The sequence below is a fragment of the Dyella sp. OK584 genome (assembly GCF_057787755.1).
Window position 1 is genome coordinate 3,824,156 of the sequence record NZ_CM173542.1, and the last position, 12,388, is coordinate 3,836,543.

General features: G+C 63.9%; 12 protein-coding genes. 5 read left to right on the forward strand and 7 right to left on the reverse strand.

Features of this window, described 5'->3' with window-relative positions:
• Window positions 1–19: 19 nt before the first annotated feature.
• A complete protein-coding gene (locus AC3CBN_RS17220) occupies window positions 20–1,387 on the reverse strand; it encodes a sensor histidine kinase (RefSeq protein ID WP_488634213.1) in 1,368 nt (455 codons plus the stop codon).
• Complete coding sequence (locus AC3CBN_RS17225) at window positions 1,384–2,070, reverse strand: response regulator (protein ID WP_488634214.1); 687 nt, start codon at window positions 2,068–2,070, stop codon at window positions 1,384–1,386. Before AC3CBN_RS17225 ends, AC3CBN_RS17220 begins: the two co-directional genes overlap by 4 nt.
• Window positions 2,071–2,227: 157 nt before the next feature.
• Between AC3CBN_RS17225 and AC3CBN_RS17230 the strand changes: the two genes are divergently transcribed.
• Window positions 2,228–2,734, forward strand: a complete 507-nt coding sequence (locus tag AC3CBN_RS17230; RefSeq protein ID WP_488634215.1) for a Spy/CpxP family protein refolding chaperone — start codon at window positions 2,228–2,230, stop codon at window positions 2,732–2,734.
• 93 nt (window positions 2,735–2,827) lie between these two features.
• Here AC3CBN_RS17230 and AC3CBN_RS17235 read toward each other — a convergent pair whose 3' ends face one another.
• Complete coding sequence (locus AC3CBN_RS17235) at window positions 2,828–3,943, reverse strand: aldo/keto reductase (RefSeq protein WP_488634216.1); 1,116 nt, start codon at window positions 3,941–3,943, stop codon at window positions 2,828–2,830.
• Window positions 3,944–4,044: 101 nt separating this feature from the next.
• Between AC3CBN_RS17235 and AC3CBN_RS17240 the strand changes: the two genes are divergently transcribed.
• The gene (locus AC3CBN_RS17240; RefSeq protein ID WP_488634217.1) at window positions 4,045–4,977 is read left to right on the forward strand and encodes a LysR family transcriptional regulator; all 933 of its coding nucleotides are present in this window, start codon (window positions 4,045–4,047) and stop codon (window positions 4,975–4,977) included.
• A 51-nt stretch (window positions 4,978–5,028) separates the two neighbouring features.
• Here the strand turns inward: AC3CBN_RS17240 and AC3CBN_RS17245 are convergent, their stop codons facing one another.
• A complete protein-coding gene (locus AC3CBN_RS17245; protein ID WP_488634218.1) occupies window positions 5,029–5,199 on the reverse strand; it encodes a hypothetical protein in 171 nt (56 codons plus the stop codon).
• A 129-nt stretch (window positions 5,200–5,328) separates the two neighbouring features.
• On the reverse strand, window positions 5,329–6,696 hold the full coding sequence (locus tag AC3CBN_RS17250; RefSeq protein WP_488634219.1) for a formimidoylglutamate deiminase: 1,368 nt from the start codon (window positions 6,694–6,696) through the stop codon (window positions 5,329–5,331).
• Between the two features lie 82 nt (window positions 6,697–6,778).
• Between AC3CBN_RS17250 and AC3CBN_RS17255 the strand changes: the two genes are divergently transcribed.
• From AC3CBN_RS17255 to hutI, 3 genes are read left to right on the forward strand one after another with little or no spacing between them, the layout of a single operon-like run.
• Window positions 6,779–8,353 carry a GNAT family N-acetyltransferase gene (locus AC3CBN_RS17255; protein ID WP_488634220.1) on the forward strand — a complete coding sequence of 525 codons (1,575 nt, stop codon included), beginning with the start codon at window positions 6,779–6,781 and terminating at the stop codon, window positions 8,351–8,353.
• On the forward strand, window positions 8,350–9,846 hold the full coding sequence (locus tag AC3CBN_RS17260; protein ID WP_488634221.1) for a chloride channel protein: 1,497 nt from the start codon (window positions 8,350–8,352) through the stop codon (window positions 9,844–9,846). The genes AC3CBN_RS17255 and AC3CBN_RS17260 overlap by 4 nt, the downstream gene beginning before the upstream one ends.
• On the forward strand, window positions 9,843–11,078 hold the full coding sequence (gene hutI, locus AC3CBN_RS17265) for an imidazolonepropionase (protein WP_488634222.1): 1,236 nt from the start codon (window positions 9,843–9,845) through the stop codon (window positions 11,076–11,078). The genes AC3CBN_RS17260 and hutI overlap by 4 nt, the downstream gene beginning before the upstream one ends.
• Window positions 11,079–11,143: 65 nt before the next feature.
• On the opposite strand, the gene AC3CBN_RS17270 is transcribed toward hutI, so the two are convergent.
• Both AC3CBN_RS17270 and AC3CBN_RS17275 read right to left on the reverse strand, forming a co-directional pair.
• Window positions 11,144–11,305, reverse strand: coding sequence for a 30S ribosomal protein THX (locus tag AC3CBN_RS17270; RefSeq protein WP_488634223.1), 162 nt, complete (start codon window positions 11,303–11,305; stop codon window positions 11,144–11,146).
• 68 nt (window positions 11,306–11,373) lie between these two features.
• Window positions 11,374–12,354: a cation diffusion facilitator family transporter gene (locus AC3CBN_RS17275; protein WP_488634224.1), complete on the reverse strand. Its 981-nt coding sequence runs from the start codon at window positions 12,352–12,354 to the stop codon at window positions 11,374–11,376.
• Between the last annotated feature and the right edge of the window lie 34 nt (window positions 12,355–12,388).

Here is a 12,388-nt window from a genome sequence, read left to right on the forward strand (position 1 = left end):
GGATGGCGACGTGTGGCTGCTACGCCTCGGATGCCGAAGCCAGCGGCAGATTCAGCTGCACCATCAGTCCGCCACCGTCGGCGTTACTGGCTTGTATGTCGCCACCATGCGCCCGCACCACGCGCTGCACGATGGCCAGCCCAATGCCATGCCCGTCCGCTCGAGTGGCATTGCTGCCGCGGAACAGCGGGCGGAACAATGAATCCAGCTCAGCGTCGGGAACACCCGGCCCATGATCGCGTATGGACAACTCGAATTTTCCTGAGTCGGCCTTTGCGGAAAGCTCCACTCGCTCACCCTTCGGGCTGAACTTGATCGCATTGCCGATCAGGTTTTCGAAGGCCCGTTCCAGCAACAGCTCGCTACCGGACACCGTGATCGGCGCGCCGACGGAAAGCGTCATGACAATGCCGCGAGCCGTTGCTTCCACTTCGGCGCGTCGCACGCACTCGCGCAGCAGGTCCACTACCTCGACCGGCTCACGGTTCACACCGGGAATGCCACCCTCCAGGCGCGACAACGCCAGCATTTCCCCGGTCATATGGTCCAGCCGCGTGATCTCCTGCTCAGCCTGCCGGAAATAGCGCGCTGCCTCTCTCGTATCCGTACTGCGTTGCGCCAGGTCGAGGATCAGATGCAATCGCGCCAGCGGTGAGCGCAGTTCGTGTGACAGGTCCTGCAACACGCTGCGGTCATGCGCCACCAGCGCCTCGATTCGTTCGGCCATGGCGTCGAAATCAATCGCCAACTGCGCGAGTTCGCCGTGCGCGCGACGTCCTTCCTCACCAACTCGCGACGACAGCTCACCGGACGCCATGCGTCGCGTGGCCTGACTAATGGCCTCCACCGGGCGCGCAACGCTGCGTGCCACCCACCAACCCACCAGGCCGATGAACAGCAGCGACAGTACGCCCTGGATCGCCAGAAAAATGGTCTGGCGCGTCTGCGGGCGCAGTCGTGAATGCGTGCGGCTCAACGCTACCAATTGCCGCGTCTGGCCGTCTTCATCACGCACCAGCTGCACGGCCACGTAAAGATTCGGCCAGGGCTGCAGCACCACGTCGCGCTTTTCATCCAGCCAGGTTTGCAGCTGCCCTCGCACGGAGCTCGGCAGGCGAATTGGCATCAGCGGCTGGCCCTGCTCGAACAGCGTGGCTTCGATGCCTTCGCGTCGCTGTTTCTGCGACCATTCGGCCAGCGCGGCAATGCCACCGCTTTCATAGGCCTGGTCCGCACCTTGCGCGAGCGCCGCCCAGTTGATCTCCACCGCGGTGCTGTACTCGATGAAGCGCTGCGTGAGAAAGCCGCCGACAATCAGCGCCAGCAGGTTCGCCGCGCAGAAGCTGATCAGCAATCGCCAGTAGAGCGAACTCTTGAATGGACTCACGCTGCCCCCGCTACGAGGCTGTAACCGGCGCCACGCACGGACTCGATGCGCGGCGATTGCGCCGACGCTTCGGCCAGCTTGTGACGCAGTCGGCTCACATGTACGTCGATGCTTCGGTCGAAACGTTCCAGCTCGCGTCCGAGCGCCATGCGCGTCAACGTCGCCTTGTCCACCAGTTCGCCCGATCGCTGCGCCAGCGCCAATAGCAGCATGAATTCCGCACCGGTGAGCGAAAGTTCCTGCTCGTCGACATACGCGCGCCGCTCACCGGGCTCCAATCGCAACATACCCACCTGCATCGGTCCCGCCGCCACTGGCGTGTTGCGTCGCAGTTGCGCGCGCACACGGGCGAGCAGTTCTCGGGGAAGGCAAGGCTTGGTGAGGTAATCGTCCGCGCCCAGCTCCAGGCCGATCACGCGGTCGACCGGTTCGCCCCTGGCGGAAAGCATGATGACCGGCAGCCGATGCTTCAGGCGCAGCTCGCGCAAGGTATCCAGCCCATCGCGCCCGGGCATCATCACATCAAGGATCAGCAGGTCAGGTCGCGTCGCCTGGTTGTGCAGCTGGGCAAGGCCGCTTTCGCTGTCATGGGCGACATCCACCACGAAACCCTCGCGCTGCAGGTAATCCGCCAGCAGGCTGCACAGGGCACGATCGTCGTCGACTATGAGAATTCTTGGCATGGCGTTGTCGGTTGTCTCCGCGCCCATTGAATCCGCGTAAAAACCTGAGCTCCACAGGCTTTACGCTTCTTTACCTTCCGGCAAAGAACATATACGTAGCGCCGTCGTCAAATGGACATCACCCCCACTGTCCATTCCAACGGCAAAGGAAATACCCATGCGCAAGAACGTCACCCTCGCCCTGGCTCTCGCGTCGGCTATGGCCCTCGCCCCATTCGCCATTGCTGTCGCCGCCGGTCAGGACGGCGCCCCTCAGGCTGGTTGGCATGGTCGCGGTCATGGCCATGACCTGATGGCCGCCTATGCCAAGCTCAACCTGAGCGATGCGCAGAAGGCCAGCATCAAGCAGATCCTGCAGAACACCCGCACCCAGAACAAGCCGCAGCGCGAAGCCCTGCACCAGCAGCGCGAAGCTTTCGAACAGATGGCACCGAATGCGTCCGGCTACCAGACCGCCGCGGCCAACCTGGCCCAGGCTGAGGGCGCTGCGACCCAGGCCCGCGTGCAGCAGCGCGCTGCAATCCGGGCGCAGATCTACGCCGTGCTGAACGCGAGCCAGCAGGCCCAGCTGGCCTCGATGAAGGCAGAGCGCCAGGCGCGTCAGCAGCAGTGGGAGCAGTTCAAGGCGCAGCACCCGGTGTCGGGCTCGTCTTCAGCGCAGTAATCCGGACGACGTCATAACAGCAAGGAAGCGGCGCGCCCCCGCCGCGCCAACAACATCGGCGCCAGCCTGCATGCTGGCGCCGTTTCTTTTTCCTCAATCCGCCTTGAAGTCGCCCGCTGCCTGCGCCTTCACGTAAATCGGCGGCGCATAACCGGCTGGCTTGCTGCCTACGTTGACGCCGCCATGCAGACGCGTCTGTTGCGCATCACCGAAGAACCAGTACGGAAACGGCGTTTCCAGTGCGCTCGCCTCGTTCAGGCGCGCACGCTGATCGGCGGGAATCTCGAACGACAACGCCGCAAGGTTGTCGTCCAGTTGCGCCAGCTTGGTCGCACCCACGATCACCGACGCCACGGCCGGCTGTGTCGCTACCCAGTTGAGCGCCACCTGCGCCATCGGTTTGCCCAGCGCCTTGGCCACCGCTTCCAGCGTGCTGACGATGCGCCAGTTACGTTCGGTGAAGCGATCAAAGCCTGGCAGGCCTGACACTTTGGCCAGACGACCCTCGCCCGCCCCGCCCGTTGCGCTGAGCTTGTACTTGCCCGACAACAGGCCCATGCCCAGCGGACTCCACGCCGTGATGCCCATGCCCAACTCGAGCGCCATCGGCGCGAACTCGTGTTCGAGGTTGCGCTCGATCAGCGAGTATTCCAGCTGCAGGTTGACCAGCGGCGACAGCGCATGCGCCTGGGCAAACGTCTGCGCGCGCGATGCATACCAGGCTGGCACGTCGGAAAGGCCCGCGTAGCGGATCTTGCCGGCACACACCAGGTCGTCGAGCGTGCGCACCACTTCTTCGGCCGGCGTAATGCGATCCCAGGTGTGCAGCAAGTACAGATCGATGTAGTCGGTGCGCAGCCGGCGCAGCGAGCCTTCCACCGCGCGCAGGATGTTCTTGCGGCCATTACCACCCGCATTCGGGTTGCCGGGCTGCGCGTTGTAGCTGAATTTGGTGGACAGCACGACGCGGTCGCGCACGCCCGCATCTGCCACGAATTGGCCCAGCAGTTCCTCGCTGGCGCCATCGGTGTAGAGGTCGGCGGTATCAATGAAATTGCCGCCGGCGTCGAGATAACGGTCGAACATGGCGCGCGCCGTCTCTTCCGCCGCGCCCCAGCCCCAGTTGTCACCAAAGGTCATCGTGCCCAGGGCGAGACGGCTGACGCGCAGGCCGGAACGGCCGAGGGTGTAATACGAGTCGAGCGACATGGCGATCTCCTTGGCTCATCAGGGAATGGCGCCAGTCTGGGCCTTGCGATTACGCGGAAAAATAGCCATCGTTTACATGCTTTATTAAGAACATCTAAACAATGGCAACCGACGACACCGCTGCGCTGCGCGCCTTCCAGCTCATCGCCCGCCACGGGAGCTTCACCCGCGCCGCCGCCGAGCTGGAGGTCACCGCTTCCGCGCTGAGCCAGACGCTGCGCCAGCTCGAGACCCATGTCGGCGTGCGGCTGCTGCACCGGACCACGCGCCGCGTTGGCCTCACTGAGGCGGGCCGCGCGTTTCTCGAGCGCATCACTCCGGCGCTCGGCGCGATTGATGACGCCATCGAGGCACTGCGTCAACACGGCGACCGCCCCGCCGGCACGCTGCGCATCGCAGTGCCGCAGATGGTGCTCGACCACCTGATCGCACCTACGCTGGCCGAGTTCATGCGCGCGTGGCCGGAACTGAAGGTGGATATCCAGGTGGAAAATCGCCTGACCGATCTCGTCACCGAGGGTTTCGATGCCGGCATCCGACTCGGCGAGCGGCTAGCCCGCGACATGGTGGCTGTGCCGCTCGGCGGGCCGCAGCGAGCGGTCGTAGTGGGATCGCCTGCGTACTTCACCGCGCACGGCAAGCCGAAGCATCCGCGCGACCTGGCCTCGCATGAGTGCATCCGCTTTCGTTTCAACAGCGGCGCGATCTATCGCTGGGAATTCGCTCACTCCACTGGCACCTCCAAGGGCCAATGGTTCGAGCTGGACGTGGATGGTCCGTTGACCACCAACGAACCGGCCATGGCCATCCGCGCCGCGATCGACGGCCTTGGCCTTACGCACATGGTGGAACCCTCGGTGCGCGCGGCTATCGCCTCAGGCCAGCTGGAAACCGTGCTCGATGAATGGCTGCCGCCCTTTGACGGTTTCTATCTTTACTACCCTAGTCGGCTGCAGGTGCCACCCAAGCTGCGCGTGTTCATCGAACATTTGCGCAGCCATATCGCGAGCACGCAGCCGAACGCCCCCACGTAGGCGCGCACGAACAACCCGTCCGCGCGCGCCACATGGGCTTGGCGAAACGCATCATCCGCGCCAATGGCCGGATACGTAGACACTACCTGGCGCCCAGTAACCGGGCACCCATACGCGAGCCGCGTAATGCGGTCGCGGCGCCACCACCACGCAGCCGGTGAGTGACAGGCTCGCGCTGAACATGACGGCGAGGCCGAGACTGATCAGCATGAGTCGACGCATGACGCTCTCCTTGGTTGGGGTTTGACCCGGAGAACGTCGGCCGCGCGAACGAGATGACGAGACAACGCGAAAGCGATGGCTGCGGTTCAGCCATTCGCAGTCGCCATTCAGGCCTCGCTTAACGGTGTATCAGCGCTGTGAAAGGCGCCCCATGGTCGCGCGATAGCGCGCGGCGATGCGGTCCTCGTCGCGGTGTGTAAAACCGCGCACCATCCATTCGCCGCCCACCATCACGTCGCGCACCAGCGGCGCATTGCCCGCGAACAGGAAGCTGTCGATCACGGAGTGTTCATCGCGCGCGGCGAGCAAGGGTGCGCGATCGTCGAGCACCAACAGGTCCGCGCGTGCACCGCTGCGAAGCTCTCCGATCGGCAGAGCCGACGCGCGCGCACCGCCACGCAGTGCGGCGGGCCACAACGTCTCACCCACGCTGTCGCCCTGATGGCGCGCAGCGATATTGCGATGGCGCGTCGACAGTCGCTGACCGTATTCGAGCCAGCGCAACTCTTCCACCGGCGATACCGAAATGTGCGAATCGGAACCCACGCCAAGCGTGCCGCCTGCATCGAGATAGTCAGCCAAAGGGAACAGGCCATCGCCGAGGTTGGCCTCGGTGGTAGGACACAGGCCCGCCACCGCGCCGCTGCGCGCGAGCTGCGAGATCTCCTGCGCGTTCAGATGCGTGGCGTGCACAAGAGTCCATCGCGCATCGACATCGGCGTGGTCGAACAACCATTCCACGGGCCGTGCGCCACGAGTGGCGAGACAATCCTGCACCTCGCCAATCTGCTCGGCGATATGGATGTGAATGGGGCCACTCTTTGCCGCCTCGCTCGCCAACACTTCGCGCATGGCGTCTTCCGGTACCGCTCGCAGCGAATGCAATGCGATACCTACGCGCAGACCGTCGTTCTCATGCGCGCGCAGCGCTTCCAGCAAGCGCAGATACGAGGGCACATCGTGGCCGAAGCGGCGCTGGCGTGGCGTCAGCGGACGGCCATCGAAACCTCCGCTCATGTAGAGCACCGGCAGCAACGTAAGCGCGATGCCCGCCTCGCGCGCCGCCTCGATCAGCGCCAGCGACATCGCCTCCGACTGCGCATACGGTGTCCCGTCAGGCTGATGATGCAGATAGTGGAATTCGCAGACCTGCGTGTAGCCGCTCTTGAGCATCTCCACGTAGAGCTGCGTGGCGATGGCCTGCAGCTCCTCTGGGCCGATCGTGGCCGCAAACGCATACATGGTTTCGCGCCAGGTCCAGAAGCTGTCGTCGCTCTTGCCCTTGCGTTCGGCCAGCCCCGCCATCGCACGCTGGAATGCATGCGAATGCAGGTTCGGCATACCCGGCAGCACCCAGCGCCCCAGCCGCTCGCCTTCACCCGTGGAAACGCCTGTGACGTGACCTCGATCATCGATCAGCAAACCGGCGTCCTGAATCCATCCTTGTGCCGTCCAGAGACGATCCGCAAGGTATTTGCTCGGAATGGTGGCGCCCATCAGCCTGCTCCGTGAATGATCCCCGCGAGTGTAACCGGCCTGCTGGGCCGCGTCGTTCAGTTCGCTGCTGCATAATGTACCGATGGCCAAGAAGACCCTGGAACACACCCCGAAGCTGCTGGTGCGCCAGGCCAAGCCTGCAGATGTGCCGGCACTGGTTGAACTCACCGCTCGTGTCTACACCGCCGAGTGGGGTCATTCGGCGGAAATGCTGCGCTCGCAGCAGACGCACTTCCCCGAAGGTCAGTTCGTGGTCGAATACGAAGGGAAGATCGTGGGCTATTGCGCCACCTTCCGCATGGACGAAGCCACCGCACTAGCACCGCATACCTGGATGCAGATCACTGGCGGCGGCATGGGCTCGCGTCACCGCCGCGACGGCAATTGGCTGTACGGCATGGAAGTGGTGGTGCATCCGGACTACCGCAACATGCGCATCGGCCAGCGTCTGTACCAGGCTCGCAAGCGCCTGTGCACCGACCTCAAGCTGCGCGGCATCGTGTTCGGTGGGCGCATTCCCGGCCTTGCGCGCAACCTGCACCGCTATGGCAGCGCCGATGCTTACGTGCAGGCCGTGGTGGAAGGCAAGCGGCGCGATCTCACGCTGAGCTTCCAGCTGAGCAATGACTTTGAGGTCGTCGGCCTGCTGCGTGGCTACGTGCCTTCCGACTACGAGTCGCTGGGCTACGCGGCGCATTTGGTGTGGCGCAATCCGCAACTGCTGAACCAACCGGATATCCCGTCGATTCCCTCGACCCAGCGCCTGCCCGACATGGTGCGCGTCGCCTCGGTGCAATACCTGCAGCGTCGTATCCGTTCGTTCGAAGAATTCGCCACCCAGGTCCAATACTTTACCGATATCGCTGCCGACTACAGCGCGGATTTCGTCACCTTCCCCGAACTGATCACACTGCAATTGTTGTCGATCGAGAACGAGGAACTGTCGCCAGTCGACTCGATTCGCAAGCTCAGCCAGTACACGCCGCAGGTGAAGGAACTCTTCAGCCGTCTGGCAGTGAACTACAACATCAACATCATCGCCGGTTCGCATCCAACCGAGCAGGCCAACGGTGACATCCACAACGTTTGCTACGTGTGCCTGCGTGACGGCTCCATCCACGAGCAGGAGAAGATCCATCCGACACCGAGCGAGCGCACCGTGTGGAACATCACCGGCGGCGATAGCGCGGCGACGATCCAGACCGACTGTGGCCCCGTCGGCGTGATGATCTGCTACGACTCCGAATTCCCCGAAGTCGCACGCCATCTCACCGACCAGGGCGCGCTGATCCTGTTTGTGCCGTTCTGCACCGATGTGCGCGAGGGTTACCTGCGCGTGCGCTATTGCTCGCAGGCACGTGCCATTGAGAATCAGTGCTACGTGGTGTTGTCGGGCAACGTGGGCAATCTCCCGGGCGTCAACAACTTCGACATCCAGTACGGACAGAGCTGCATTCTTACGCCAAGCGACTTTCCCTTCGCACGCGACGGCATCGCCGCGGACTCCACGCCGAACATCGAAACCGTGCTGTTTGCCGATCTCCACCTGGAAAGCCTTGCCCGCGCGCGCAACGCGGGTGCGGTGCAGAATCTCAAGGATCGTCGCTTCGATCTGTATGAGACGCGCTGGACCCGCAAATCCGAGGCTAAGTCGTGAGCGCGGGTGATGAGAACGGCGGGGAAGCCGCCACGACACAGGGACGACTGCAGCGCCTGACCGATTCCGAGCTTTTCTCGCCTGTTGAATGGCGACGCCGCATCCTGTTCTGGAGCGGCGCCGTACTGGTCGGCCTGGCAGCGGTTGGCTTTGCTCAAGCAGCTGACTATGCATTCGGCATCTTTCATGGCGTGGTGACACGTAACCGTTTCTGGGCCTTCCTGATCACGCCCACCACCTTCGCCCTGCTCGCCTGGCTCACCCAGGGTGTGCTCAAGCCCACACGTGGCTCCGGCATTCCGCAGGCCATCGCCGCACTCAAGGTGGAAGACGAGGATTTCCGGCGTAGCCTGCTGTCGCTGCGCGTCGCCATCGGCAAGATGGCGTTGACGCTGGCAGCATTGCTCGGCGGCGCATCGGTGGGACGCGAGGGCCCGACCGTGCACGTGGGTGCGGGCTTGCTCTATTCGCTCGGCCGCCGCTTCGGTTTCGCCGAGCCGGCTGCTGCCGGCCGTTTCATTCTGGCCGGTTCTGCTGCGGGTCTTGCTGCTGCGTTCAACACACCGCTGGCCGGCGTGGTGTTCGCCATCGAGGAAATGAGCGGCGCGTTCGAACACCGCATGAGCGGCACCCTGCTTACCGCGGTGATCGTCTCTGGCGTCGTGTCGCTGGGCATCCTTGGCAATTATGCTTACTTCGGCCAATTCGATATCGGCCTGCCACTGGGCAAGGCCTGGTGGGCGGTGCTCGCCACGGGCATCGTGTGCGGTCTCGCCGGCGGATGGTTCGCGCGGCTGATCCAGCCCAGTGATCACGGGTTGCGCGGCGTCGTTGGGCGTCTTCGCGCACGCCAGCCGGTGATTTTCGCCGCAGCGTGCGGCCTCGCGCTGGTGTTGCTAAGCCAGCTTACCCATACCGGTCTCTACGGCACCGGCTACGCCCAGGCCAAGGAGATCCTGGAAGGTCATGCCGGTACGGTGACAACCTTCGGCGCGCTCAAGTTCTTCGGCAACATCGCCTCGTATTGGGCAGGCATTCCGGGCGGCATCTTTTCACCGGCGCTGGCGGTCGGTGCGGGCCTGGGCAGCAATCTCAGCGCAGTGTTGCCCGGTGTCGATCCGTCCGCCGTGGCGCTGCTCGGCATGGCTGCCTATCTTTCCGGCGTCACGCAGGCACCGCTTACTGCCACCGTGATCTCGATGGAACTGACCGCCAACCAGCAAATGGTGCTGCCGATCATGGCTACGTGCCTGCTGGCGCGCGCGGCTTCATCCATCCTGTCGCGCAAACCGGTGTATCGGGCGCTCGCCGACAAACTGATCGAAGGTTACGAGCACGAGCTTGCCAGGCGCGCCGCCGAAGCGCAGGACGATGCCGAAGCGGGCGAATCACCGTTGGCGCCGATGGCCGAGGATCCGGCCACGCCATTGCCGCCTGAGCAGGCGCAATCCAGCGACACGCCACCCACCTCATCCGAACGCGAACCGACATGACCCACCGTTGGGACCACTTGCTGCTTGACGCCACGCTGGCAACGTTTGCCGGCGATGCACGGTACGGTCTGATCAGGAAAGGCGCCATCGCGCTGCATCAAGGGCGCATCAGCTGGGTCGGTTTGCAAAGCGAATTGCCCAGCGATGCCGAGGAGCTGGCCGCACGCGTGGATTATCTCAACGGCGCGCTGATCACGCCCGGCCTGATCGATTGCCACACCCATCTGGTATTCGGCGGCAACCGCGCGCATGAGTTCGACCTGCGTCTCAACGGCGCAAGCTATGAGGAGATCGCTCGCGCAGGCGGCGGCATCGTCTCCACCGTGAAGGCCACTCGCGAGGCCAGCGAAGACGCACTGTTCGCTCAGGCATTGCCGCGTGCGCATGCACTACTGGCCGATGGCGTCACCACTCTCGAGATCAAATCGGGCTACGGTCTCGACCTCGATACCGAGCGACGCATGCTTCGCGTTGCACGCCGCCTCGGCAAAGCACTTGGCCTCACCGTGCGTACCACTTTCCTGGGCCTGCATGCGCTGCCGCCGGAATACCGCGAAGCCCGCGAGAGCTATGTGGCGCTGGTCTGTGACGACATGCTGCCGGCGCTGGCTGGCGAGGGGCTCGTGGATGCCGTCGATGCGTTCTGCGAGAACATTGGCTTCACGCTGGCGGAAACGCGCCGTGTATTCGAACGTGCAACGCAGCTCGGGCTGCCGGTGAAATTGCACGCGGAGCAACTGTCCGATCTCGATGGCGCGGCCCTGGTTGCCTCGTTCCATGGACTTTCCGCCGATCACCTGGAACATCTGAGCGACAGCGGCATTCGCGCAATGGCGCAAGCGGGCACAGTGGCCGTACTGCTACCGGGTGCGTTCTACGCATTACGCGAAACGAAGCTGCCGCCCATCGCAGGGCTGCGCGACCACCATGTGCCCATGGCAGTGGCCACCGACTGCAATCCCGGCACCTCGCCCCTGCTCTCGCTGCGTCTCGCGGCGGGCATGGCGTGCACGCTATTCCGCCTCACTCCCGAAGAAGCGCTGCGTGGCGTAACGGTGAATGCCGCCAAGGCGCTCGGCTTGTCCGACCGCGGCACACTTGCGGTGGGCCAGCGCGCCGACCTCGCCGTGTGGAACGTGCGCGACCCGGCGGAGCTGTGCTACTGGATCGGTGGCAGTCACGTGCTGCGCGACATCTTCCTGGGCGGCGAATTGCTGTTGCCGGATCCGTGAACGGCACGACGAGCGCCCATAAAAAAACCCCCGCCTGAGCGGGGGTTTTTGCTAGCCAATCTGGCTCAGGCCGACTTCTTCTTGGGAGCGGCCTTCTTGGCGGCAACCGGCTTGGTCACGGTCGCCTTGGCACCGGCCACAGCCGGCTGCAGCGAGTGCGCGCGGGTGTTGCCATAGCTGCCACGGTAAGTCTTGCCACGACGGGTCTTGCGATCGCCCTTGCCCATGGGGAACTCCTTGATTCGTTAGGATGTACGGCCGATCATCGTAACAGCGGCCATGCAAAGCGCAATAGTCAGCGGTGACCGTGACCGGCACAGTCACGCTGGTGATCGGGACAGTCCCCGGTGTCGATCTGCACCGTCACATGCTGGACACCGAAGCGCTCGGCAAGCATGAGGTTGATCGCACTGATCGCTACGGTGCTGTGGTTGTCATCGTGCAGCTCGGCATGCAGCGTCGCCATGCGCGAACCAGACGCGAGCTGCCACACGTGCAGGTGATGAATGTCGCGAATGGACGGATCCGCCAGTCGCAGCGCCTCCGCGACATCACTGGTGTTCATCCCTTCGGGCACACCCTCCAGCAGGATATGTGCGGAACGACGCAGCAGCCGCCATGCGCTGTTGAGGATCAGTAGCGACACCAGCAGCGAAAGCACCGGGTCAGCCCAGTTCCAGCCCTGCCAGCGCACCAGCAGCGCTGCGACTACCGCCGCCACTGAACCGAGCAGGTCGCCCAACACGTGCAACGTGGCGCCTGCGAGGTTCACGTCGTCATGCGCATGACCGTGCAAAGTGCGCAGCACCAGCAGGTTCACCACCAGGCCGATCACCGCCACCACCAGCATCATGCCCGAGAGGATGTGCGTGGGATTGAACAGCCGCGTCACTGCCTCATAGGCAATGAAGGCCACTAGCGCGAACTGCGTAAGCGCATTGACGAAGCCTGCGAGCACCTCCAGGCGCCCATAGCCGTAGCTGCGCCTAGCATCCGCCGGCCGCCTGGCGAACCAGGCACCAACGACAGCCAGCAGCAGCGCCAGTGCGTCGATCAGCATGTGGCCGGCGTCAGCCACCAGTGCGAGCGAACCCGACCAGAAACCGCCCACCATCTCCACCAGCATCATCAGCGTGGTGAGTACGAACGCGAAGATCAACTTGCGCTCACGCCCGCTGATACCGCCGTGATTATGACTGTGGTCGTGACCATGGGCATGACCGTGTGCCTGGTCATGATCGTGATGGTCGTGGGTATGCGCGCGTGCCGTATTCATGCGCAAATGCTAGGAATCGAGGGGTCCGTTACAC